Raw genomic sequence first — 24,800 nt, 5'->3', positions numbered from 1 at the left:
GCTTCCTCAGGAAGACTTGCTTTTTATATAAATTGTCATCCTGAGCGCCCGAAGGGTGCGAAGGATCTCGTGAGGAGGCACGAACCATGGCTTCCCCGTCATCCGGATTCGGGGCCGTGTTTGGGCTGGGCCATCCCGGCCCATGAAGCGGCGCGGCCGTTTCTCCACCGATCAGACTCAAAAAGCCAGGCCGCGCGCGGTGACGGGCCACAGGGCCTCGACGCGATCACCCCGGACCGCCACGTACCAGTCGTGGATGTTGCACGTCGGGTCGCAATGGCCGGGGATCAGCTTGAGCCGCTCGTTCAGGCGCAGCACGCCCTTGGGATCGGCGATCACGCCGTGTTCGTCGGAACAGGCCACGTATTCCACGTCGTCCCGCCCGAAGACCACCGGCAGACCGGAATCCACGCTCTGCACCTTCAGGCCGGCGTCGCAGACGGCCTGATCCGGCTTGGCGTGCGACATGATCGCGGTCAGCAGGAATAGACTGGGCGCGAACTCGCCCATGGGCCGGTCCGCCGCGTCGCGCACCCGCCGGTAGTCGGCGTCCATGAAGATGTAGGAGCCGCACTGAAGCTCGGTGTAGACGCCCGACGCGGCTTCGAAGACATAGGTCCCGGTGCCCGCACCGCCGACGATGGGGCAGGGCAGGCCGGCGGCCTCCAGCAGGGCCACGGTCTCGCGCGTCAGGGCCACGGCGGCCGCGACGGCCGCCTTGCGCTCGGCGAAGGCGTACAGGTGCTGGGCGTTGCCCTGATAGGCCTGCAGGCCCGCGAACGTGAGGCCCGGGGCGGCGGCGATGGCCCGGGCCAGATCCACAGCGGCCGGGCCGGGGGCGACGCCGCAGCGGCCGGCGCCCACGTCCACCTCGACGAGGCATTCCAGGGTCACGCCGTGGCGGGTCGCCGCCGCGGACAGGTCGGCCACGTTGCCCGCGTCGTCCACGCAGCACAGTACGCGGGCGCGGGTCGCCAGCGCCGCCATGCGGTCGATCTTGGTCGGGTCCACCACCTGATTGGACACGAGGACGTCCCGCACCCCGCCCGCCACCAGGGCTTCGGCCTCCGACACCTTCTGGCAGCAGATGCCGCAGGCGCCGCCATGCTCGATCTGATAGCGCGCGATGTCGGCGGACTTGTGCGTCTTGGCGTGGGCGCGCAGGCGCAGACCCCGGGCCTCGACGAAGGCCTTCATGGTGGCCACGTTCCGTTCGAAGGCATCCAGGTCCACGATCAGCGCCGGGGTGGCGATCTGGTCCAGGGTCATGCCCACGGCGGCGGGCACGGTCAGGCCGACGACGGGCGGGGCGGCGGTCGCGGGGGGCGGGGTCACCGGGTCTCTCCCGTGCGGGCGGTCATCCAGGGCAGCCGGTCCAGATCCACGTTGCCGCCGGTCAGGATCACCCCGACGCGCTGGCCCGCGAGGACCTCGGGCGCGTTCAGGATGGCGGCGAGGGCGACCGCGCTGGAGGGCTCCACCACGATCTTCATCCGCGTCCAGATCAGCATCATGGCGGCGATGATCTCGTCTTCCGAGGCCAGAAGCACATCCGACACATGGCGCGAGACCACCTGCCACGTCAGATCCTTCATGGAGGTCCGCAGGCCGTCCGCGATGGTGTCCGGCGCATCCTCGGTGATGAGGCGACCCGCCTTGAGGGAGCGATGGGCGTCGTCGGCGTTGCGCGGCTCGGCGGCGTACACCCGCGTTTCGGGGGCCATCGCAGCCAGCGCCAGACACGTGCCCGACACCAGCCCGCCGCCGCCGATGGGGGCCACCACGGCGTCCAGCGGCCCCGCGTCCTCCAGCAGTTCTAGGACACAGGTGGCCTGCCCGGCGATCACGCGGGCATCGTTGAACGGATGGACGGGTTCCGCGCCGGTCCGGGCGACCACCTCGGCAAGGGCGGCCTCGCGCGCCACCACGCCCGGGTCGCAGTCGATCACCGAGGCGCCGTACCCCAGCACCGCGTCCCGCTTGGCGCGGGGGGCGGTGCGCGGCATCACCACATGGCAGGGAAGGCCCCGGCGGGCGGCGGCATAGGCGAGCGCGCCGCCGTGGTTGCCCGACGAGTGCGTGGCCACGCCCTGCGCCGCCCGGTCCGCGTCGAGGCCGAACACCGCGTTGCTGGCGCCGCGCGCCTTGAACGCGCCGGACTTCTGGACATTCTCGCACTTGAACAGCAGCCGGGCGCCGGTCTTGCGGTCCAGAGTGTCGCAGGTCAGGACCGGCGTGCGATGGATATGCGGCCGGATGCGATCGTGCGCGGCCACGATGTCGTCAGGGGTGGGCAGGGGCGACAGGGGTGCGGTCATGAGGGTCTCTGTGTGCGGGAAACGGGCCGGCGGCGCTCACGCATCGTCCAGCGTATCAGGGGGCTCGATCCGGTGCCCGTCAAGCTGGCGATCGGCGCGCTCTCGCGTGTCCTCTTCCCGGGCACGGGCATCCCGCGTGCGGCCGAAGCGCGCGCGGTTGGCGGCGGCGGCGCGGTCCTTCTCGGCGCGGTCCTGCTGCTTGCGGGCGCGGCGCAGGTTGACGATCTCGGCCATGGCGTCTGTTCCCTTGTCGTCCCGTGAGCCAGTCCCCCGTTGTCCGGAGCATGCCCGACACAAGGCCGCCTCGGCAACGTGCCTTGATCGGCGCGCCGATTCCCAGCAAGGTGCGGCAACGCCACCCGCTGCCGTTGCTCCGTTCTCCCCCGCATGTGTCCGCGCCCTGCCCTCAATACAAGGAGTCCGCCATGACCACGCCGAGCGACCTGCCGTTGGCGGACATCCAGGCCCTGCAACCGCTGGCCGAGCAGTTGGCGGACGCGGCCCGCGAGGCCACGCTGGCGCGCTTCCGCTCGCCCGCGCTGGCCGTGGAGACCAAGGGCGATCTGTCCCCCGTCACCGCCGCCGACCGCGCCTCCGAGGCGGTCATGCGGACCCTGCTGGCGACGCACTGCCCGGATCACGGCATTCTGGGCGAGGAGGAGGGGGGCTCCGGCCTGGATCGCGAGTTCGTGTGGGTGCTGGACCCCATCGACGGCACGCGGTCCTTCGTCACCGGCAGTCCGCTGTGGGGCACGCTGATCGCCCTGTGCTGGAAAGGACGCCCGGTGCTGGGCGTGATCGACGCCCCGGCCGCCGGCGAACGCTGGATCGGCTGCGCCGGCCGGCCCACCACGCACAATGGCCAGCCCTGCCGGACTCGCGCGGTCGCGGGCCTGGAGCAGGCGTTCGTGTTCACCTCCAGCCCCGACCTGTTCACCGACGCGGACCGCCCCGGCTTCGACGCGCTGTCCGCACGGGTTGCGGAACGCCGGTTCAGCGCGGACTGTTTCGCTTACGGCATGCTCAGCGCCGGCTGGATCGACCTCGTGCTGGATCCGGGCATGCAGCCCTATGACTATATGGCGCTGGTGCCCGTGGTCGAGGGGGCGGGCGGCGTGATCTCCGACCGCAGCGGCGCGCCGTTGTCCATGACCGGCGACGGTTGGGTGGTGGCCGCCGGGGATGCCGCCCTGCACGCCCAGGCGCTGGCCGTGCTGACCGGGCGCTAGTGGTCCGGGCCGTCCGGCCCCATATCCCGTGAAGACTGTTCCCGGCCCTCTTGTTCCGCGCCTCTCTGACGCCACAGGATTTCGCCCATGCCCGACCGTCTCCACAGCGACGTGCTCCGCAGCGACGACTCTTACGGCCTCCTGCCGGAGTTCGTCGGCCAGGTGCATGGGGCGCTGGAGGCGGGCGACACCGAACAGCTTCTGGAACTGGTCGAGCCGCTGCACTATGCCGACATCGCCGACCTGATCGAGAACCTGGACCGCGAGGACCGCGCCCTGTTCGTGCGGGCCACCAAGAGCGTGTTCAACGCCGAGGTGCTGCCCGAACTGGACGATGCCGTCCGCGAGGAGGTGATCGAGGAACTGGGGTTCGAGGATTTCGCCGCCTGCCTGCGGGAGGTGGAGTCGGACGACGCGGTCTATCTGGTCGGCCAGATCGAGGACGACGAGGAACGCGCCGAGGTGCTGGGCAAGCTGCCGGCCGAAATGCGCGCGGTGATCGAACAGGCGCTGGCGCTGCCGGAATATTGCGCCGGCCGTCTGATGCAGCGCGAACTGGTCGCGGTGCCCAGCTACTGGACGGTGGGCGAGACCATCGACTACCTGCGCTCCGGCGCGCGTCTGCCCGACGAGTTCTATCAGATCTTCATCGTCGATCCGCGTCACCGGCCCGTGGGCAACGTGCGCCTGTCCGCGCTGCTGCGCTCGCGCCGGCCCGTTCGCCTCAACCAGATCATGGACCCCAAGACGACCGAGATCACCATCACCATGGACCAGGAGGAAGTCGCCTTCCTGTTCCGTCAGCAGGACCTGTTGTCGGCCCCGGTGGTGGACGCCTCGGGTCGGCTGGTCGGGCGCATCACCGTGGATGACGTGGTGGACGTGATCGACGAGGAGGCGGAGGACGACATGTTCCGCCTCGCCGGTCTGTCGGAACGCGACCTGTTCTCGGCCGTGGTGGACACCGTCAAGGCGCGCTCCACCTGGCTGGTCCTGAACCTGGGCACGGCCATCCTGGCGTCGCTGGTGATCGGCGTGTTCGAATCGACCCTGCAGGCCGTGGTGGCGCTGGCGGTGCTGATGCCCATCGTGGCCTCGATGGGCGGCAACGCCGGCACCCAGACGCTGACCATCGCCGTGCGGGCGCTCGCGACCAAGGAACTGACGCCCGCCAACGCCATGCGCATCGTGGGCAAGGAGACGGTGGTCGGCCTCATCAACGGCCTGGTCTTCGCCGTGCTGACGGGCGCGGTGTCCTATGTCTGGTTCGGCAACATTGCCATCGGGCTGGTGATCGGGGCGGCGATGGTCATCAACATGCTGGCGGCCGCTCTTGCGGGCATCGCGATCCCGCTGGCCCTGGACCGCCTGAAGGTGGATCCGGCCGTGTCGTCCGGGGTGTTTCTGACGACGGTCACGGACGTGGTCGGGTTCTTCGCCTTCCTGGGCTTGGCGGCGGTGTTTATTCTGTAGCCGCCCGCTGTCGCTGCCCAGCCGCCTATTTCTTCGCCATGTACTTCAGAATGTGAGAGTCCAGCAGGTCGGAGTTGCCCACGATCTGGGTCAGGTCCGAGGCCGTCTTGATCGAGCCGCGCTGCTTCAGCCCGACGAAGTCGTGCATCATCAGGGCGATGGCCCTGGCCCCCTCCTCGGTGCCGATGGTCTCCTCGAAGAACTTGCGGCCGTAGCCCTTCTTGCCCCACAGCCCTTCCAGGATGAAGAACACCTCGGCGATGTTCGGTTCCAGGCCGTCGGGCACCTTGGCGCGGTCGTGCGGCTTCAGCAGGAACAGGGCGGTGACGGACGCCTCGCTCAGGTAGCTCATGTAGCGCTGGCAGAAGAACGTCATCTGCTCGACGCGGGCGGTGCGCGGGGCCACGTCCAGGGCGCGCAGTTCGCGCGCGCCTTGCCCGAACACATCCAGCAGCACCGGCGGGAATTCCAGCAGGTGATCGAACTCCGGACCCAGCACCCCCTGAAGGGCGCGGATATCGGTCTTGTAGGTCGGCACCCGCAGCGCCGGCATGCCCTTCTTCTTGCGTTCGGCGTTGACCTCCTCGGTGACGTCGTGGATGTCCCACGCGCCGATGGCGCGCACCGCCTCGGGGGTCTGCAGCAGCAGCAGGGACTTGCCCAGGTCGCTGGCCTGTTCGGGCACCGTCAGCGCCTCGCCCACGGCCGAGAGATAGTCCGGCCCGGCGGCCATCAGGCGCGAGAAGTCGGGGCCAAGCGCCGTGCGAAGGGCCTTGAGCACGCGTGGATGAATGCGCGCCATGGCCTCCAGCGTGGCGTCGTCCGTGTCCAGCAGCGCCTTGCGCACCTGACCGTCGAAGCCGCGCACGATCTCGCTGATCGCGGCCGGCGGGATGGAGGCGATGCGCCGCAGGCGCGGCAGCAGCGCCGGGTCCTGGAGTTCCCCCGCGACCAGGTCATAGATGTCCGGCATCCGCCGCAGGATGATGCGCGCGGCGCGGTCGATGAAGTAGCGCTTCACATGATCGACGGAGTAGCCGCAGGCCGGCACCACGGCCTTGCCCTTGGTCGGCGGAATCAGCTTGCCGTTGGCGGCGCGCAGGGCGATCGCCCCCGATGTCCAGGCCTGGTCGAACACCGCGAGGCCCCGCTCGATGGCGCGCGCGTCGTTGACCGCCCGATCGAAGGGCACGCCGTCCAGGCGCAGGCGGGCCGGGGCGCCGTCGGCCGTCGTGCCGTGTTTCTCGCGCTCCACCCGGCACAGGGTGGGGTAGAGCATCTGCACCGTACGGACCATGCGGCGGTCCCGGTTGCGGCCGCCCGTGCTGTCCAGCTTTCGCGCCGGTCCGCGCAGGAACCCCGGCATGGTCCCGACCCACGAACTGTCGCCATGCGACGGGTCGATGGTGATCCGGTCAGCGTTTTCACCCATGGATGGCGCTTGCCTTCGGCATCAAAGCACAGAAAGAGACGGCTGAACGGCATTGTATCGCCGCGGTGTTCTAGTAACAAGTTTTAAAACAATCACTTTTTCTCGTTCGTTCACGTACTGGTTCCGGTTCGGCGCGCGTTTGCGGAAGGTGTTGATGTTCGGGAAAATGTATACTATACGGTACCGCATGGAACCCGGATCACCCCGGAACGCCGCAGCCCCGTAGGGGGTGCGCCCCGCCCGCGCGCCCCGCCGCCCGGTCAAGGAGACGCCGCCGTGTTGTCCTTTCCCACCCTGAATTTCGACCTCGGCGAGACCGCCGAGATGATCCGCGACACCGTGGCCGCCTTCGCCGCCGACGAGATCGCGCCGCGCGCCGCCGACATCGACCGCGACAACGTCTTCCCCAACGACCTGTGGCGCAAGTTCGGGGACCTGGGCCTGCTGGGCATCACGGTGGACGAGGCCGACGGCGGCTCCGGGCTGGGCTATCTGGAGCACATGATCGCGGTGGAGGAGATCAGCCGCGCCTCGGCCTCGGTCGGGCTGTCCTACGGCGCGCACTCCAACCTGTGCGTCAACCAGCTCCGCCGCAACGGCACCGCCGAGCAGAAGGCGCGCTATCTGCCCAAGCTGATCTCGGGCGAGCACGTGGGCGCGCTGGCCATGAGCGAGCCGGGGGCCGGCTCCGACGTGGTGGGCATGCGCACCCGCGCCGAGAAGAAGGGCGACCGCTATGTGCTGAACGGCAGCAAGATGTGGATCACCAACGGCCCGGATGCCGACGTGCTGGTGGTCTATGCCAAGACCAACCCGGAGGCCGGGCCGAAGGGCATCACCACCTTCATCATCGAGAAGGACTTCAAGGGCTTCTCCACCGCCCAGAAGCTGGACAAGCTGGGCATGCGCGGCTCCAACACCTGCGAACTGGTGTTCGAGGATTGCGAGGTGCCCGAAGAGAACGTGCTCGGTCAGGTGGACAAGGGCGTGCGCGTGCTGATGAGCGGCCTGGACTACGAGCGCGCCATCCTCGCCGCCGGCCCCATCGGCATCATGGACGCCTGCATGGATGTGGTGCTGCCCTACGTCCACGAGCGCAAGCAGTTCGGCCAGCCCATCGGCGAGTTCCAGCTCATGCAGGGCAAGCTGGCGGACATGTACTCCACCTGGAACGCCTGCAAGGCGTATGTGTACACCGTCGGCAAGGCCTGCGACCGGGGCCAGACCAGCCGCAAGGACGCCGCCGGCGCGATCCTGTACGCGGCCGAAAAGGCGACCTGGATGGCGCTGGAGGCGATCCAGTGCCTGGGCGGCAACGGCTACATCAACGAGTATCCCACCGGCCGTCTGCTCCGGGATGCCAAGCTGTACGAGATCGGTGCGGGGACCAGCGAAATCCGCCGCATGCTGATCGGCCGCGAACTGTTCGCCGAGACGGCGTAGGCCGCCATGACCGCATCCGATCTTGCCGCGTATGTCGCCCAAAAAGGCGCCCGTCTGCTGTTCGCTGTCCGCGTCGGCGAGGCGGTCGAAGGCACCGTGGCCGCGCCCAACACCCCGGCCCCGCCGGGTGTGCGGTTCGTGTACGTGCGGCCGGCCGACTGGTATCTGACCCTCGCCGAGGGGGCGGACACGCTCGATGGCCCAGGGGAGGGCCCGGACGCGGACTCCTGGGGCTGGGATCTGCGCAAGGGGCTGCGGCTGCTGTTGCGCTCCAACCCCATGGTCTGGTCGTGGCTGGCCAGCCCCGATGTGCTCCACGACCCGAGCGGGCTGGGCGACGATCTGCGCAGGCTGGCGCATGAGGGATACTCCCGCCGCGCGCTGGGTCATGCCCTGTGGGGCGAGGCGCGCAAGTCGCTCACGGCCTTCCTCGACCGGGGCGAGGCCATGACGGCCACCAAGTCGCTGAAGGCGGCCCGCTGCCTGCTGGCGGTGCGTTGGCTGGAACGGGGCGGGGACCTGCCGCCGCTGGCGCTGGACGCGCTCATGGACGGCCTCGACCTGCCCGACGACGTGCGGGCGGAGCTGCACGCCGTCCGCCAGGCGCCCGTCGCGCGGCATCCGGCCCTGTTCCGCTGGATCAACGACGAACTGGACACCGCCGCCGACCGTTGCGCCGCCCTGCCCGAGGGCGCGCCGGACCCGGCGGCGGCGGATGCCCTTTACCGGGCCCACCTGTTGCACAACAATGGCGGACCGGCGGCCGGAGCGGGACCGGACCGCGCCACGGAAACACCAACACCCGCGCAGGGAGGAGAGGGAGCGTCATGACGACCGACCCTATCGTGATCGTCGCGGCCGCGCGCACGCCCATGGGCGGCTTCCAGGGCGAGTTGTCCGCCGCGGCGGCGCCGGACCTGGGCGCCCACGCCATCCGGGCGGCCATGGACCGGGGCGGGGTCGCGGCCGACGACGTGGACGGCGTCCATATGGGCTGTGTGCTGCCGGCCGCGCTGGGTCAGGCCCCCGCGCGTCAGGCCGCGCATGGGGCCGGTCTGCCGTGGTCCGTCGGCTGCACCACGATCAGCAAGGTCTGCGGCTCGGCCATGCGGGCGGCCATGATCGCCCATGACGAGATCGCCGCCGGCTCCGCCGATGTGATGGTCGCCGGCGGCATGGAGAGCATGACCAACGCGCCCTACCTGCTCGACAAGGCGCGCGGCGGCTACCGTCTGGGCCATGGGCAGGTGCGCGACCACATGTTCCTGGACGGGCTGGAGGACGCCTACGAGCCGGGGCGGCTGATGGGCACCTTCGCCGAGGACTGCGCCCAGCACTACCAGTTCTCGCGCGAGGATCAGGACGCCTTCGCGATCTGCTCGCTGCAGCGCGCCCAGACGGCGACCAGGGACGGGGTGTTCGCCAAGGAGATCGCGCCCCTGACCCTGCCCGGCGGCAAGGGCCAGGGCGAGATTGTCATCGACACCGACCAGAACCCGCGCCTTGCCCGCATCGACAAGATCCCGACGCTCAAGCCCGCCTTCCGCAAGGACGGCACCGTGACCGCCGCCAACAGCTCCAGCATCTCCGATGGCGCGGCCGCGCTGGTGCTCACCCGCGCCTCGGTGGCCGAGGCGAAGGGCTGGACGCCGCTCGCCCGCATCGCCGGTCACGCCACGCACGCGCGGGCGCCGCACTGGTTCACCACCGCGCCCATCGGGGCCGTCGAAACCCTGATGGCCCGCACCGGCTGGACGGTCGGCGACGTGGACCTGTGGGAGGTCAACGAGGCCTTCGCCGTCGTCACCATGGCCGCCATGAGCGACCTGGGCATTCCGCACGACATCATGAACGTGCACGGCGGCGCCTGTGCGCTCGGCCATCCCATCGGCGCGTCGGGGGCGCGGATCCTGGTCACGCTGCTGACCGCGCTGACGGAACACGGCCGCACGCGGGGCGTTGCCTGCCTGTGCATCGGCGGCGGCGAGGCGACGGCCATGGCGATCGAGCGGATGGCCTGAGGCGCGCCGCGCGCCGGTCCGACGACGCTCCAACGACGCCCCAACCAAGGGAGGCTTTTCATGCCCACCGTTCTCATCACCGGCGCCAGTCGCGGGATCGGCCTGGAACTGGTGCGCCAGTACCGCGCCGACGACTGGGAGGTCATCGCCACCTGCCGCGATCCGGACGCCGCCCCCGACCTGCAGGGCAGCGGGGCCGAGGTCCACGCCCTGGATGTGACCGACGACGCCGCGCTGGCCGCCCTGGGCCGCACTCTCGCGGGCCGGACCATAGACGTGCTCATCAACAACGCCGGCATCTATCCGCTGAAGGGGCCGCAGGGCGCGTTCGGCGACATCCCGGTGGAGCCGTGGATGGAGGCCCTGCGCACCAACGTGATCGCGCCGTGGAAGGTGGCCGAGACCTTCATCGGCAACCTGGAGAAGGCCCAGCGGCCGGTGCTGGCCACCATCTCGTCCAAGATGGGCAGCATCGCCGATGCGTCCTCGCCCGGGTCGGTGGTCTACCGCTCCTCCAAGACCGGCGTGAACATGGTCATCAAGGGCCTGTCGCTGGAACTGGAAGCGCGCGGGGTGATCTGCCTGGCGCTGCATCCGGGCTGGGTGAAGACCGACATGGGCGGCCCGAACGCGCTCATCACCACCCAGCAGAGCGCCACCGGCCTGCGCGAGGTCATCGCCGGGGCCTCGATGGCCGACACCGGCACGTTCCGCAGCTATGACGGTGCGCCCATTCCCTGGTGACGGGGTGGGTGAACCGTTGAAACGGGGGGGGGGACGCCGCGATGCCGGAGCCGATTGATTTCTACTTCGATTTCTCGTCGCCGTACGGCTACGTCGCGGCGCACCTGATCGAGCCGCTGGCGCAGCGTCACATCCGGGCGGTGCGCTGGCGGCCCACGCTGCTGGGGCCGGCGTTCCAGGTGTCGGGCAATCGCCCGTTGGGCGATCAGCCCCTGAAGGGCGACTACATGCGCCACGACGTGCCCCGGCTGTGTCGGCGGTACGGCATTCCCTTCGCGTGGCCCGAGCCGTTCCCCATCGGCACGGTGGCCCCCGCGCGGGCCGTCTATTGGCTGTGGGACAAGGATCCGGACGAGGCCGTGCGCTACGCCAAGGCGGTCTACCGCGCCTATTTCGCCGAGGGCCGCAACATCGGTGACGCCGCCGTGGCGCTTCAAGTGGCGGCGGACGAGGGGCTCGACGCCGAGGCGCTCGGCCAGGCCCTGCAGGACCCCGACCTGAAGGCCCGCACCAAGGCGGCGGTCGAACACGCCATCAAGCTGGGCGTGTTCGGCTCGCCGTTTTTCCTGGTGGACGAGGAGCCGTTCTGGGGCGTGGATCGCCTGCCCCTGATGGACGAGTGGATGGCGCGGGGGGGATGGTGAACCGACGTCTCGCACAAGACCCGTTTTCGACCCGAACCAGGAACCAGAGGCGCCGGCCATGACCGTCCTGAAAAGCTCTCTCAACACCCGCTCGGCCGAGTTCCGCGAAAACGCGGATCACATGCGCGCCCAGGTCCAGGACCTGCGCGACAAGGTCGCGGGCATCAAGCAGGGCGGCGGCGAGCGCGCCCGCGCCAAACACCTGGAGCGCGGCAAGCTGCTGCCGCGCGAGCGGGTGCGCACCCTGCTGGACGTGGGCTCGCCGTTCCTGGAGTTCTCGCAGTTCGCCGCCTGGAAGGTCTACGAGGACGAGGTGCCGGCCGCCGGCGTCATCACCGGGATCGGCCAGATCGAGGGCGTGGAATGCGTGGTGGTCGCCAACGACGCCACGGTGAAGGGCGGCACGTACTACCCGCTCACGGTCAAGAAGCACCTGCGCGCGCAGGAGATCGCGCGCGAGAACCGACTGCCCTGCGTGTATCTGGTGGACTCGGGCGGGGCGTTCCTGCCGCGTCAGGACGAGGTGTTCCCGGACAAGGACGATTTCGGCCGCATCTTCTTCAACCAGGCCAACATGTCCGCGCAGGGAATCCCGCAGATCGCGGTGGTCATGGGCAGTTGCACGGCCGGCGGCGCCTATGTTCCGGCGATGTGCGACGAGAGCATCATCGTGAAGAACCAGGGCACCATTTTCCTCGGCGGGCCGCCGCTGGTGAAGGCGGCCACCGGCGAGGTGGTCACGGCCGAGGATCTGGGCGGCGCGGACGTCCATTGCCGCACCTCTGGCGTGACCGACCACTACGCCCAGGACGACGGCCATGCGCTGCATATGGCGCGCCGGGTGGTGGCCAACCTGAACCGGGTCAAGCGGGTCGGGCTGGATGTGCGCGCCCCCGAGGCGCCGCTGTACGATCCGGCCGAGATCTACGGCATCATCCCCAAGGACACCCGCAAGCCCTATGACGTGCGCGAGGTCATCGCCCGTGTCGTGGACGGCTCGCGCTTCGACGAGTTCAAGGCGCTGTACGGCCCCACCCTCATCACCGGCTTCGCCCGAATCATGGGCTATCCCGTCGGCATCGTGGCCAACAACGGCATCCTGTTCTCGGAAAGCGCCCTGAAGGGGGCGCATTTCATCGAGCTGTGCAACCAGCGCGGCATTCCGCTGGTGTTCCTGCAGAACATCACGGGCTTCATGGTCGGTCGGAAGTACGAAAGCGGCGGCATCGCCCGCGACGGGGCCAAGATGGTGACCGCCGTCTCTTGCGCCCAGGTGCCCAAGTTCACCGTCATCATCGGCGGCAGTTTCGGCGCGGGGAACTACGGCATGTGCGGCCGGGCCTATGCGCCGCGACTGATGTGGATGTGGCCGAACGGACGCATCTCGGTCATGGGCGGGGATCAGGCGGCGAACGTGCTGGCCCAGGTCCGCCGCGATGGCCTGGAGGCCCGCGGCCAGACGTGGTCCGCCGAGGACGAGGAAACCTTCAAGGCCCCCATCCGCGATCAGTACGAGACCCAGGGGCACCCCTACTATGCCTCCGCCCGGCTGTGGGATGACGGCATCATCGACCCCGCCGAGACCCGCATGACGCTGGCGCTCGGCCTCTCCGCATCGCTGAACGCCCCCATCGGCGAGACCCGGTACGGCGTGTTCCGGATGTGATGGGGGGGCCGGGCCGCCCGAGATCCTTCGCGTCCTCCGGCCGCTCAGGATGACGATGAAGAAAAAAGAGACATGTCATCCTGAGGCCGCGACGCGGCCGAAGGATCTGGATCGGATGTCGATGCCGTTCCACCGTGACCCGACTCAAGGACTGTGAGTGATGACCGACATTCAGGACGCCCTTCGCCTGGAGCGTGACGACCGCGGCGTGGCCACCGTCACCATGGCCCGGGCCGCCGTCCACAACGCCTTCGACGACGGACTCATCGCGCGGCTGACCGACACGTTTGCGCGGCTGGGCGCCGATCCGTCGGTGCGCATCGTCGTTCTGGCCGCCGACGGCAAGAGCTTCTCCGCCGGGGCGGACCTCACCTGGATGAAGCGCATGGCCGGGTATTCCCGGGACGAGAACCTGGCCGACGCCAAGGCGCTGGCGACCATGCTGGAAACCCTGGACCGCTGCCCCAAGCCGACCATCGCCCTGGTGCAGGGCGCGGCCTACGGCGGCGGCGTCGGGCTGGTGGCCGCCTGCGACATCGCCATCGGCACGGCGGGCGCCACCTTCGCGCTGTCCGAGGTCAAGCTGGGCATCATCCCGGCCGTCATCAGCCCCTACGTTCTGAACGCCATCGGTCCGCGCGCGGCCCGGCGCTACATGCTGACCGGCGAACGCTTCGACGCCGAGGAGGCGCACCGCATCGGCCTGCTGCACGACGTGGTGGGCTCGGAGGAACTGACGGGCGCGGGCGAACTGATGATCCGCGCGCTGCTGCAGGCCGGACCGGCCGCGCAGACGGCCGCCAAGGACCTGATCCGCGCGGTCTCGTTCCGGGCCCCCGATGCGGTCATGGACGAGACCGCCGGGCGCATCGCCGACATCCGCGCGTCGGCCGAGGGGCAGGAGGGCCTGGGCGCCTTCCTGGAGAAACGCAAGCCGTCCTGGACCGGAGGGGAGTGACCGGGCGATGTTCAGCAAGATCCTGATCGCGAACCGGGGCGAGATCGCCTGCCGCGTCGCCCGCACCTGCCGCCGCCTGGGTGTGGCCACGGTCGCGGTCTATTCCGATGCCGACGCCGACGCCATGCACGTGGACCTGTGCGACGAGGCCTGGCGGCTGGGACCACCGCCGGCCCGCGAGTCCTATCTGCTCGGCGACGCCATCCTGGAGGCCGCCCGGCGCACAGGGGCCGAGGCGATCCATCCGGGCTATGGGTTCCTGTCGGAGAACGCGGCCTTCGCCCGCGCCTGCGCCGACGCCGGCGTGGTGTTCATCGGCCCGACACCCGAGGCCATCGACGCCATGGGCTCCAAGTCGGAGTCCAAACGCCTGATGGAAAAGGCCGGGGTGCCGCTGGTGCCAGGGTATCATGGGGCGGATCAGTCCCTAGCGGCGCTGCGGGCGGCCGCCGACGACATCGGCTATCCGGTGCTGGTCAAGGCCTCGGCCGGGGGCGGCGGCAAGGGCATGCGGGTGGTCCGCGCCGCCGACGCGCTTCAGGCCGCCGTCGAGGGCGCGAAGCGCGAGGCCGCCAACGCCTTTGGAGACGACTTGCTGCTGGTCGAGAAGTATCTGGACGCGCCCCGGCACGTCGAGATCCAGGTCTTCGGCGACACGCACGGCCACGTCGTGCACCTGTTCGAGCGTGACTGCTCCATCCAGCGCCGGCACCAGAAGGTGATCGAGGAGGCCCCGGCCCCCGACCTGCCGGCCGAGACGCGCGCCGCCATGGGCGCGGCCGGTGTCGCGGCGGCGCAGGCCATCGGCTATGTGGGCGCGGGGACGGTGGAGTTCCTCTATCAGGACGGCGGGTTCTACTTCATCGAGATGAACACCCGCCTGCAGGTGGAACACCCGGTGACGGAGCTGATTACCGGGCAGGATCTGGTGGAGTGGCAGCTTCGGGTGGCGGCCGGCGGCACGCTGCCGCTGGCTCAGGCGGACCTTGCCGTGACCGGCCACGCCATCGAGGCGCGCGTCTATGCCGAGGACCCGGCCAACGACTTCCTCCCCTCCATCGGGCGGCTGCGGCACCTGCGCCCGCCGGTCGAGGGGCCGCACGTGCGCGTCGATACCGGCGTGCGCCAGGACGACCGGGTGTCCATGCACTACGACCCCATGATCGCCAAGCTGGCGGTGTGGGACGCCGACCGCCCGGCCGCGCTGCGGCGGCTGCGGGCGGCGCTGGAGGCCTATCAGGTCGTCGGGGTGACCACCAACCTGGAGTTCCTGGGCGGCGTGGCGGCGCATCCCGCGTTCGGGGCCGGCGCGGTCGGGACCCGCTTCATCGAGGCGCACGAGGCCGACCTGTTCCCGGCGGCCGTTCCCGCCGACGACACCGTGCTGGCCCTGGCCGCGCTGGATGTGCTGCTGCATCGTCAGACCCAGGCGGCCGCGGCGGCGGCCCGGTCGGGCGACCCGTATTCGCCCTGGCATGCGCCCAGCGGCTGGCGGCTCAACGACGACAACTACCAGCGCATGACGTTCCTGGATGGCGAGGAGGCGCGCGCCGTCACGGTCCACTACCGGCCGGAGGGCTACCGTCTCGATCTGCCCGGCGGCTCGGTCACGGCGCGCGGCGAGATCGACGCCGACGGCAATCTGGTCAGCGACATCGACGGCTTCCGCCGCCGGGTGACGGTGGTCCGCCATGGTCACGATCTGGTGATCCTGGATCGGGGCCGTCAGCACCGCCTGACCCTGGACGATCCGGCCGCCCGCGCGGGCGAGCGCGACCCTGGCGAGGGCGGTCTGGTCGCGCCGATGCCTGGAAAAGTGAGCCAGGTCCTCGTCGAGGCCGGGCAAACGTTGGAAAAGGGCGCACCTTTGATGGTATTGGAAGCCATGAAGATGGAACACACCATCGCCGCGCCCACCGACGGGACGGTGACGGCGGTGCACTTCCAGGCCGGCGATCAGGTCGATGACGGCGCCGCCCTGCTCTCGTTCGAGACCGGAGACACGGGGGCCCCATGACAGACGTTCCGATCAACGACGGTCCGGCCGCATCCGCGCAGGTCCTGGTCTCGTTCGCCCTGTGCGTCCGCCACGCGCAGGCCGTCGCCCGTCGGGTCGAGTACCTGGCCGCCAACGTGGAAGAGAGCATCGAGGACGTGGCGGACTTCCATGCCGCCGTGGACTCGCTGCTGGGGGGCGCGCCGCTGTCGGCGGCGGCCCGCCGCCTGCGCGACGGCCTGACCGACGCGGACCGGGCGCTGCTGAGCGAGATGCGGCGGGTGCGGACCGAACTGGTGCACGACTTCTTCTTCGAGCATCCCATGGACGGCCCGGACGAGACCTTCGAGCCGGCGGTGCGGGACCGGGCGCAGGGTCGGCTGCGGATGATCGCCGACGTGCTGCGACGGGCCGAAGCCCTGATGGACCGTCTGGAGCGGATGGTTTCGGGCGCGGAGACGCCGACCTAGCGCGTGCGCGACGCATCGTTGTGCGGCACGGGTCGAGGGGCTGCGATGGCGGGATACTCTCTCGAACAGCTCACCGTCCTGGTCGTGGACGACAATGCGCATACCCGGGCCATCGTCCGCACGATCCTGGGGGCGTTCGGCGTGCGCCGCATCCAGGAGGCCGGCAACGGCGATGCCGCCTTCGTCGAGCTTTCGAACTTTCCCGCCGACCTGGTGATCTGCGACTGGATCATGGCGCCGGTGGACGGCGTGGCGTTTGTCCGGATGGTGCGCACGTCCCCCGAAAGCCCCAACCCTTTCGTCCCCATCATCATGCTGACCGGACACACGGAACTGAGCCGGGTGATGGAGGCGCGCGACGCCGGGGTGCACGAATTCCTGTCCAAGCCCATCTCGGCCACGTCGCTGTTCGCGCGCATCAAGGCGATCATCGACCGACCGCGCCCGTTTGTGCGGACGGCCACGTACTTCGGCCCGGACCGACGCCGGCACACCATCGACTGGCGCGGCCCTGAGCGGCGCCGGGCCCTGCGCGAGGCCAAGGCCAGGGCGGCCGGAACGGGCGGTCTGTCCCGGCGTGATCTGGACGCCCTGCTGAGCCGACGGCCCTGAAAAGGCCGGTTCTTGTGACCAAAGTAACGGGCTCAGCTTGATATGATGGCACTTACTGCGCGGTCGGAGCAGGCCTCTCGAGATCCCTCGTCTCGCTTCGCTCACTCGGGATGACACCCCAAAAAAATATAGGATGTCATCCTGAAGCCGCGAAGCGGCTGAAGGACCTCGAGCGCGGATGTCCCGGCCGTGGCGGGAAAGATCTGCAGGCGGAATCCCGTCAGCCCGAGCCCGTTACCCGGTTCTTGTGACATCAGAAGGGTTTCGTGGCTTTGCGATCCATGGTGAAATGAGCGCCTGCGCTGGATGATGGCGTCGGCCCGCTGACCGGCGTCCGTCCCCGCCCGAGGTCGGGAGCCCATGGCGATGATGCACCGCAAGGACTTGGACGGCGCCGGACGGGACGCGGAGGACGCCACGTTCATCGCGCCGCCCGATCCGCTGTCCCGCAAGGTCCAGGTGACGCAGACCGGCGTGGATGCCGCGGCCCTGGCCCGGGCCGAAGCCATGCTGGCCGGGATGCACGACCAGTATCTGGCCTGGGTGGACAAGGACGTGTCGGCCCTCGTCCTGGCCCTGGCGACCATGGAGGGCGATCCCGCCGATCCCGCCGCCGCCAAGCGCGAGGTGTTTCGCATCGCGCACGACATGAAGGGGCAGGGCGGCAGTTTCGGCTATGATCTGGTCACGCGGGTCGGGAACGGCTTGTGCCGGTTCCTGGAGCGGATCGGCGACCGCCCCACGCCGGAACAGCTTCAGGCGGTCCGCCTGCATGTGGAGAGCCTGCAGGTGATCGTCTCCCGCCGCATGAGCGGCGACGGCGGGCCGGCGGGCGCGGAGATGATCGAGGGGCTCACCCGGGTGGTGGACCGGGCGCTGTCATGATCCCGCCGGAGGTCGGTCCGTGGCGGATCGCGACTCGGCGGCGCGCCGTCGGCCTCGCGCCAGACCGGCCAGCGCCTTGAAGGCCCTGTTGTATGACCGTCGCCACGCCCCCATATCGACGGAGTTGGCGGGTTTTGCGGCGGGCCGCTCCGGGATGCGCGATGGGTCTTTATCGCCTCCGTTGCGGCACCGTACACTGTGGATCGTCGCGGACCCGTGGTCGAGCCGTCAGGGGGTGACTGCCCCCCGGACCCTCCGTCGTATTGGGGGCCTGTTGGATTGGTTCGGACCCGTGGCGCGCCCTGACCGGGGCGTGCCCCGTCCGCAACCGGAAACAAGCGAAGGACTTCGGGAGCAGATAGAACCGATGACTGTTCCAATGCGGTGTTCGGACAGCGACGATGGCAAGGCCGGTGGCGGCCCCAATACGGGCGTTGTCATCAAGACCCGGCCCAAGACCAAAAAGCCGGCCATGTACAAGGTCTTGATGCTGAACGACGACTACACCCCCATGGAATTCGTGGTGATGGTGCTCGAGCGGTTCTTCGGCAAGTCGAACGAGGAAGCGACCCGAATCATGCTTCACGTTCATCAGCGGGGGGTCGGCATCTGTGGCGTCTACACGTACGAAGTGGCGGAAACCAAGGTGACCCAGGTCATGGATCTGGCGCGCCGCAACCAGCATCCGTTGCAGTGTACCCTGGAGAAGGAATAGCGGCCCATGCTTTCCCGCAATCTGGAGTTGAGCCTTCACCGGGCGCTCGCCCTGGCTGCCGAGCGCAACCACGAATACGCAACACTCGAACATCTTCTGCTGTCGCTGGTCGATGACCAGGACGCCGTGGCGGTTCTGAAGGCCTGCTCCGTCGAGACGGAAAAGCTGCGGGAACAGCTCACGGCCTTCGTGGACACCGAGCTGAACGGTCTGGTCGTGGATCGCCTCGACGGCGACCCGAAACCGACCGCCGGCTTCCAGCGCGTCGTGCAGCGCGCGGCCATCCACGTGCAGAGTTCCGGCCGCGAACAGGTGACCGGCGCCAACATCCTGGTCGCCATTTTCGCCGAGCGGGAGTCGCACGCGGTCTACTTCCTCCAGATGCAGGACATGACCCGCCTGGATGCGGTCAACTACATCTCTCACGGCATCGCCAAGGCCACGGACAAGGGCGAAGCCCGGGCCCCCCAGGGCACGGCAGAGGGGACGCGGGAGGAAGAGGTCGTGAAAAAAGGACAGGAGGCTCTCGACACCTACTGCGTCAACCTCAACCGCAAGGCCGCCGACGGGCGCATCGATCCACTGATCGGTCGCGACCTGGAGGTGGAGCGCACCATCCAGATCCTGTGCCGCCGCACCAAGAACAATCCGTTGCTGGTGGGCGATCCGGGCGTGGGCAAGACGGCCATCGCCGAGGGTCTGGCCAAGCGCATCATCGAGGATCAGGTGCCGACGGTCCTGCGCGAGGCCACCATCTTCGCCCTCGACATGGGGGCGCTGCTGGCGGGCACGCGCTATCGCGGCGATTTCGAGGAGCGCCTGAAGGCGGTCATCAAGGAACTGGAAGCCTTCGACGGCGCGATCCTGTTCATCGACGAGATCCACACCGTGATCGGCGCCGGGGCCACCTCGGGCGGGTCCATGGACGCGTCGAACCTGCTGAAGCCCGCGCTGGCCGCCGGCTCGCTGCGGTGCATCGGCTCGACCACGTACAAGGAGTTCCGCAATCACTTCGAGAAGGATCGGGCCTTGGTGCGCCGGTTCCAGAAAATCGACGTGAACGAGCCCAGCGTGGATGACGCCATCAAGATCGTCACCGGCCTGAAGCCGTACTACGAGGATCACCACCACGTGAAGTACACCAACGAGGCGGTGCGCGCGGCGGTGACCCTGTCTTCGAAGTACATCAACGACCGCAAGTTGCCGGACAAGGCGATCGATGTGATCGACGAGGTGGGCGCCGCCCGGATGCTGGTGCCGGAAAGCAAGCGGCGCAAGACGGTGACCGTCAAGGACATCGAGGACATCATCGCCAAGATCGCCCGCATCCCGCCCAAGACGGTGTCGCGCAACGACCAGACGGCGCTGGCGAACCTGGAACGCGACCTGAAGACCATGGTGTTCGGCCAGGACGGCGCCATCGACGCCCTGTCCAGCGCCATCAAGCTGGCCCGCGCCGGCCTGCGCGAGCCGGAGAAGCCGATCGGCTGCTATCTGTTCTCCGGTCCGACCGGCGTGGGCAAGACCGAGGTGGCGCGTCAGCTCTCCATGACGCTGGGCGTGGAACTGGTCCGCTTCGACATGAGCGAGTACATGGAGCGGCACTCGGTCTCCCGCCTGATCGGCGCGCCGCCGGGCTATGTGGGCTTCGACCAGGGCGGCCTGCTGACCGACGCGGTCGATCAGCATCCGTACTCGGTCCTTCTGCTCGACGAGATCGAGAAGGCCCATCCGGACCTGTTCAACATCCTGTTGCAGGTCATGGACCACGGCAAGCTGACGGACCATTCGGGCAAGACGGTCGATTTCCGCAACACGATCCTCATCATGACCACCAACGCCGGCGCGCAGCAGCTCGCCAAGGCGGCGATCGGGTTCAATCGCGAGGACCGCTCCGGCGAGGACCGGGAGGAAATCGAGCGCATGTTCTCGCCCGAGTTCCGCAACCGTCTCGATGCCGTCATCCCGTTCGCGGGGCTGTCCGGCGATGTGGTCGGCAAGGTCGTGGACAAGTTCATCATGCAGTTGGAAGCCCAGCTCGCCGACCGCGACGTGGTCATCGAGCTGTCCGAAGACGCCCGCAAGTGGCTGGCCAAGAAGGGCTACGACAAGCTCATGGGGGCGCGCCCGCTGGGCCGCATCATCCAGGAGAGCATCAAGAAGCCGCTGGCCGAGGAACTGCTGTTCGGCCGCCTGACCAAGGGCGGTCTGGTCCGGGTGAAGATCGAGGACAACAAGCCCGTCTTCGAGATCGACACTGACCGCGACCGGGGCGGCCGCAAGGGCGGCCGGTCCGACGGCGACGGCGGCCAGGACTCGGGCACCGGCAAGACCCCCGAACTGGTGGAGTAGCCCTCCCGCCGCTTGATGACGAAATGCGCCCGGACCGCCCGTCGGTCCGGGCGTTTTTCTATGCGGTGTCACGGGAGATCGGAAAAACAGGATCGTCATCCTGATCGCCCGAAGGGCGTGAAGGATCTCGCGCATGGGCATGCGCCCGGCGCGCGTTCCGCCATAACCCCCTCCCGACCTCCCCCATGAACTATCACGTTCACACATCTTTGCCGCCGCAGGGGGCGCGTTCGGACTCGGAGTCTGCCTCGGCGTTCAAGGCGTTTTCCGCCTTGGACTGGGGGGCTTCAAGCCATGACGCCGGGCGGGAGTTGCACTCCCGCCCGGAGCGTTCTCATCCCCATACATTGGGCAAAACGGTCCGGACGGGGCTGCAAGCCCCGTCCGGCAGGCAGAAAGCCTGTCCGTTCGACCATTGAGAAAGTGTGACTCGGGGAGCCATGGAATGGGGGGAGAAGGGTTTTCCCGGTTGACTGCCGCGATCCGGAAACCCCGCAACCCCGATGTTCGCGATGACCCCTTTTTCGTTTTTGGCCGGAAGGCGAGGTGGTTCCCGGGCAGCATGTGGTCTGCGACTCTGGTACGCTCCGGCCGGCGGCCGTTCGGCAAAATTTCGAGAGAACACGGGCGGCCGAACCCTCTATGCTGGGGGCGGGATATCGCTGCTGGAGCCGGACCATGTCGGAAAGAGAGTACCTGGACCCGCGCAAGGAAATGGACCCGTCCGGGCGACCTCGTCTGCGGACGCGGGAGATCTTTTTCCGGGGCAAGGTCGTGTTCGAGGAGGGCGCGCGGGGCGACTACGCCTATTACATCGAAAAGGGTCGGGTCGAGGTGAGCGTGAAATCCGGGGCGCACCGGGTCGTCGTCTCGGAACTGGGGGCCGGCGAGGTCTTCGGCGAGATGGCGTTGTTGTCCAGCCAGCCGCGCACCGCCACCGTCCAGGCGGTCGAGGATACGACCGTCACGGTCATTTCCGAGAACGAGTTGAAGAAGAAGCTGTCGCAGTTGAGCGACCCGGTGATCCGCTCGCTGATCTTCCTGCTGATCGACCGCCTGCGGAAGGCGAATGAGGGTCAGGTTCAGCAGTACGCCAAGTTCATGGACTTCCAGAATCGGTTCCTGGGGCTGAACCACCGGCTGGCCAACGAGTTTAGCGAGAAGGACCGGGACGCCATGCGCGCGGAAATCGCGCCGCTGCTCGACCAACTGGAAGGCGTGCTCAACAAGTACGCCGCCAAACATGGGGCGGACGGGTCGTCGGCGGGGTAGGGCGGAACCGGCCCGAGGCCGGTCCCGCAAGGTCCGCGCCGATCAGGATCACCCCTTGCGGGGGCCGCCGACGATGCCCTTGTCGAACAGGGCCGAGATGTTGTGGTCGTCCAGGCCCAGAACGCCGGACAGGATGTCTTCGGTGTGCTCGCCCAGGGTGGCGGCCCGCACCGGGGCCTCGCGCGGGGCCGCGCTGAACTCCAGCGGGCTGCCCGGCACCAGGTATTCGCCGATGCCCGGCTGATCGAGCATTGAGAACATGGGGTGCGCCGTGGACAGGTCCGGGTCGGTGTCCACCGCTTCCTTGAATGTGCGGAACACCGACCAGGTGACGTTGTTCTCGGTGAACAGCGTGGCGAAGTCCTCCGTCCGCCGGGCCGAGAACCAGGGCTTCAGGATGTCGGTGATGGCGTGACGATGCACGAAGCGCTGGCCTTCCTGGTTCAGGTCCACCCCCAGGCGCTCGCCCAGGGCGTTGAACTCGTCCGTCAGCCCGGTCGCCTTGCCCAGCCCGCGCCACTGGCGGTCCGTCAGCGCCACCAGCATGATGCGCTGGCCGTCGGCGGTCAGGAAGTCCTGACCATAGGCCCCGTACAGCGCGTTGCCGTACTTGGGCCGGTCCACGCCGTTGACCATGACCTCGCCCAGGATGCCCAGGTTGCCGAGCATGGCGAGGGCCACGTCCTTGAGCGCCAGTTCCACGAGCTGGCCCTCGCCGGTCATGCGCCGGTGACGCTCCGCCGCCAGCAGGCCGAGGGCCGCCTTCTGCCCGGTGATGCAGTCCCACGCGGGCAGCACGTGGGCGACGGGCTCGGTCGAGCCCTCCGGGCCGGTGGCCGACGGGAAGCCGACGGCCGGATTGACCGTGTAGTCCACCTGCGGCCCGCCGTCGCGCGTGCCCAGGATGGACATCATGATGAGGTCTTCGCGGTGCTGCTTGAGGGAGTCGTAGTCCATCCAGCCCCGGACCCGCAGGTTGGTCAGGAAGATGCCGTTGCCGGGCCCCGGCGCGCAGATCAGGTTGGTGATGATCTCGCGGCCCTCGGGCGTGGTCATGTCCACGGCGATGGACCGCTTGCCCTTGTTCAGACCGGCCCAGAACATGGACCGATTGTCCTCCGTCACCGGCCAGCGGTAATGGTCGAGGCCGCCGCGAAGGCGGTCGAACCGAATCACCTCTGCCCCCAACTGGGCCAGCGTCATGCCGGCCAGTGGTGCGGCCACGAAGGAGGTCCCTTCGACCACCCTCAATCCCTCCAACAGGTTCGCCAAGGTTCTCTCCCTCTTCAAAGTCCAGGATATGGGGGGGCGGGGTCCACTTGTCAGGGGGACCAGGAGTCCGGGGCCCGTGAGTCAGGCGTGCCAGGAGACCCGCGCGGTCATGCCGATGGCGCCCTCGCCGTTGACGGTCATCAGGTCATGGCCGCCGTCCTCCCGCGTGTAGCCGTGGCGGGCGACGGTATCGAAATCGAACAGCGGCCGCATGCCCCGGAACGAGAACGTGGCCGGGTGCCGGTCGGGCACATGCCGGCGCGCGGACTCCATCAGGGCCATGGCCTGCAGCGGGCCGTGGACCACCAGCCCGGGATACTTCTCGGTTTCCATGGCATAGGGGCGGTCGTAGTGGATGCGGTGGCCGTTGAAGGTCAGCGCCGAGTACCGGAACAGCAGCACCGGATCCACGGGCAGGGGATCGACCCACGTCGGGTCCGGCGGCGCGGGCTTGGGGGCCGGTGGGCGGAACGCCGTCGGCATCGCGATGTAGACGATGTCCTGCTCTTCCTCGACGGCGAGGCCGCGCGGCGTGTGGATGCGGTGGCGCACGGTCACGAACACCATGTCGCCGGCGTTGCCGCTTTTTTCCTGCACGTCCAGGATCTCGGACTCGCGCCGGATCACCTCGCCGATGCGGGGGGTGTCCTCGGTGAAGGTCAGGCGGCCGCCGGCCCACATGCGCCGTTCCAGCGCCACGGCGGGCAGGAAGCCGCCGCGCTTCGGGTGACCGTCGGCGCCGACCTCGGACATGGGCGCGTCGGGCAGGAAGAACAGCCAGTGCCATAGGGGCGGCATCGGGTCGCCCTCGGCCGGGCGGACGCGGGCGTCGTTCAGGGTGGCCTGAAGCGCCTTGACGGGGACCGCCGTGACGCGGTCCTCGGTGGTTTCCGTGCGGCCGATGGCGGCGGTCGGGGCGTCGTCTGACGGGGGCATGGGCGATCTCGCGGTGCGCGGGGAACGGGCCCCGAGCCTACGCGTCGGTTGTCGGGTTCGCAACAATCGACCGCGCCCGCCCAGGGCTCCGAACCCGGATGACCGTTCTGTGACACGGATGGGGTCGAACCCACCTCTCGAGGTCCTTCGGTCGCCCCCGGCGACGCTTCGCGTCGCCGCAAAGGAGCGCGACCATCGGAACGATGGTCGCGGGGGCTCCCTCAGGATTGTCTGTTTGATTTGTGGCATTGTGGAGATGCCGGGTTGCGGGGCCCCGGGTGGCCACCCGGGGCCCCGCACCGGATCGTGTGATCGTCTCAGGATGGGGTCTTTGCCCGTTGTCATCGTGATCCGCGATCCGG

At 68.9% G+C, this 24,800-nt stretch carries 22 protein-coding genes; 16 read left to right on the top strand and 6 right to left on the bottom strand.

Going from position 1 to position 24,800, the window contains the following annotated elements; translation table 11 throughout:
* Positions 1-177 precede the first annotated feature (177 nt).
* Genes GHC57_RS05170 through GHC57_RS05160 form a run of 3 tightly spaced genes read right to left on the bottom strand, consistent with a single transcriptional unit; the run spans position 178 to position 2,552 of the window.
* Entirely contained in the window at positions 178-1,335 is a 1,158-nt protein-coding gene (locus GHC57_RS05170; protein WP_343031114.1) for a DSD1 family PLP-dependent enzyme, read from the bottom strand.
* Positions 1,332-2,318, bottom strand: a complete 987-nt coding sequence (bhcB, locus tag GHC57_RS05165; RefSeq protein ID WP_153341875.1) for a beta-hydroxyaspartate dehydratase BhcB — start codon at positions 2,316-2,318, stop codon at positions 1,332-1,334. Before bhcB ends, GHC57_RS05170 begins: the two co-directional genes overlap by 4 nt.
* Positions 2,319-2,354: 36 nt before the next feature.
* Complete coding sequence (locus GHC57_RS05160) at positions 2,355-2,552, bottom strand: DUF4169 family protein (RefSeq protein WP_153341873.1); 198 nt, start codon at positions 2,550-2,552, stop codon at positions 2,355-2,357.
* 191 nt (positions 2,553-2,743) lie between these two features.
* Between GHC57_RS05160 and hisN the strand changes: the two genes are divergently transcribed.
* Together hisN and mgtE are read left to right on the top strand one after the other, a co-directional pair.
* Entirely contained in the window at positions 2,744-3,547 is an 804-nt protein-coding gene (gene hisN, locus GHC57_RS05155) for a histidinol-phosphatase (RefSeq protein ID WP_153341871.1), read from the top strand.
* Between the two features lie 87 nt (positions 3,548-3,634).
* On the top strand, positions 3,635-5,020 hold the full coding sequence (gene mgtE / locus GHC57_RS05150; RefSeq protein ID WP_153341869.1) for a magnesium transporter: 1,386 nt from the start codon (positions 3,635-3,637) through the stop codon (positions 5,018-5,020).
* 25 nt (positions 5,021-5,045) lie between these two features.
* Here the strand turns inward: mgtE and GHC57_RS05145 are convergent, their stop codons facing one another.
* Positions 5,046-6,452, bottom strand: coding sequence for a hypothetical protein (locus GHC57_RS05145; RefSeq protein ID WP_153341867.1), 1,407 nt, complete (start codon positions 6,450-6,452; stop codon positions 5,046-5,048).
* 324 nt (positions 6,453-6,776) lie between these two features.
* On the opposite strand from GHC57_RS05145, the gene GHC57_RS05140 reads away from it, so the two are divergent.
* The 14 genes from GHC57_RS05140 to GHC57_RS05075 all read left to right on the top strand — a co-directional run bounded on the left by GHC57_RS05140 (position 6,777) and on the right by GHC57_RS05075 (position 22,230).
* Positions 6,777-7,895, top strand: coding sequence for an isovaleryl-CoA dehydrogenase (locus GHC57_RS05140; protein WP_153341977.1), 1,119 nt, complete (start codon positions 6,777-6,779; stop codon positions 7,893-7,895).
* Positions 7,896-7,901: 6 nt separating this feature from the next.
* Positions 7,902-8,726, top strand: coding sequence for a DNA polymerase beta superfamily protein (locus tag GHC57_RS05135; RefSeq protein WP_153341865.1), 825 nt, complete (start codon positions 7,902-7,904; stop codon positions 8,724-8,726).
* Positions 8,723-9,916, top strand: a complete 1,194-nt coding sequence (locus GHC57_RS05130) for an acetyl-CoA C-acyltransferase (RefSeq protein ID WP_153341863.1) — start codon at positions 8,723-8,725, stop codon at positions 9,914-9,916. Before GHC57_RS05135 ends, GHC57_RS05130 begins: the two co-directional genes overlap by 4 nt.
* Positions 9,917-9,976: 60 nt before the next feature.
* A complete protein-coding gene (locus GHC57_RS05125; protein WP_153341861.1) occupies positions 9,977-10,660 on the top strand; it encodes an SDR family oxidoreductase in 684 nt (227 codons plus the stop codon).
* A 41-nt stretch (positions 10,661-10,701) separates the two neighbouring features.
* Positions 10,702-11,304, top strand: a complete 603-nt coding sequence (locus tag GHC57_RS05120) for a 2-hydroxychromene-2-carboxylate isomerase (protein WP_153341859.1) — start codon at positions 10,702-10,704, stop codon at positions 11,302-11,304.
* Positions 11,305-11,362: 58 nt separating this feature from the next.
* Positions 11,363-12,970, top strand: coding sequence for a carboxyl transferase domain-containing protein (locus tag GHC57_RS05115; RefSeq protein WP_153341857.1), 1,608 nt, complete (start codon positions 11,363-11,365; stop codon positions 12,968-12,970).
* 160 nt (positions 12,971-13,130) lie between these two features.
* Positions 13,131-13,928: an enoyl-CoA hydratase/isomerase family protein gene (locus GHC57_RS05110; RefSeq protein WP_153341855.1), complete on the top strand. Its 798-nt coding sequence runs from the start codon at positions 13,131-13,133 to the stop codon at positions 13,926-13,928.
* Between the two features lie 7 nt (positions 13,929-13,935).
* Positions 13,936-15,945 (top strand): acetyl/propionyl/methylcrotonyl-CoA carboxylase subunit alpha, encoded by a 2,010-nt coding sequence (locus GHC57_RS05105; RefSeq protein ID WP_153341853.1) that lies wholly within the window; start codon positions 13,936-13,938, stop codon positions 15,943-15,945.
* The gene (locus GHC57_RS05100; RefSeq protein WP_153341851.1) at positions 15,942-16,394 is read left to right on the top strand and encodes a hypothetical protein; all 453 of its coding nucleotides are present in this window, start codon (positions 15,942-15,944) and stop codon (positions 16,392-16,394) included. The genes GHC57_RS05105 and GHC57_RS05100 overlap by 4 nt, the downstream gene beginning before the upstream one ends.
* 45 nt (positions 16,395-16,439) lie before the next feature.
* On the top strand, positions 16,440-17,006 hold the full coding sequence (locus GHC57_RS05095) for a response regulator (RefSeq protein WP_153341849.1): 567 nt from the start codon (positions 16,440-16,442) through the stop codon (positions 17,004-17,006).
* A gap of 360 nt (positions 17,007-17,366) precedes the next feature.
* Positions 17,367-17,891, top strand: a complete 525-nt coding sequence (locus GHC57_RS05090) for an Hpt domain-containing protein (RefSeq protein ID WP_153341846.1) — start codon at positions 17,367-17,369, stop codon at positions 17,889-17,891.
* 367 nt (positions 17,892-18,258) lie between these two features.
* A complete protein-coding gene (gene clpS / locus GHC57_RS05085; protein WP_246152146.1) occupies positions 18,259-18,606 on the top strand; it encodes an ATP-dependent Clp protease adapter ClpS in 348 nt (115 codons plus the stop codon).
* Between the two features lie 6 nt (positions 18,607-18,612).
* Entirely contained in the window at positions 18,613-20,958 is a 2,346-nt protein-coding gene (gene clpA / locus GHC57_RS05080; RefSeq protein WP_153341844.1) for an ATP-dependent Clp protease ATP-binding subunit ClpA, read from the top strand.
* 678 nt (positions 20,959-21,636) lie between these two features.
* Positions 21,637-22,230 carry a cyclic nucleotide-binding domain-containing protein gene (locus tag GHC57_RS05075; RefSeq protein ID WP_170294690.1) on the top strand — a complete coding sequence of 198 codons (594 nt, stop codon included), beginning with the start codon at positions 21,637-21,639 and terminating at the stop codon, positions 22,228-22,230.
* A 48-nt stretch (positions 22,231-22,278) separates the two neighbouring features.
* On the opposite strand, the gene GHC57_RS05070 is transcribed toward GHC57_RS05075, so the two are convergent.
* Positions 22,279-23,481: a CoA transferase gene (locus tag GHC57_RS05070; protein WP_281354696.1), complete on the bottom strand. Its 1,203-nt coding sequence runs from the start codon at positions 23,479-23,481 to the stop codon at positions 22,279-22,281.
* Positions 23,482-23,583: 102 nt separating this feature from the next.
* Positions 23,584-24,438: an HTD2 family dehydratase gene (locus GHC57_RS05065; RefSeq protein ID WP_153341838.1), complete on the bottom strand. Its 855-nt coding sequence runs from the start codon at positions 24,436-24,438 to the stop codon at positions 23,584-23,586.
* Positions 24,439-24,800: the final 362 nt, after the last annotated feature.

Source organism: Roseospira navarrensis, assembly GCF_009601025.1.
Lineage (GTDB): Bacteria > Pseudomonadota > Alphaproteobacteria > Rhodospirillales > Rhodospirillaceae > Rhodospira > Rhodospira navarrensis.
This window is presented reverse-complemented; position numbering and strand designations above follow the sequence as displayed.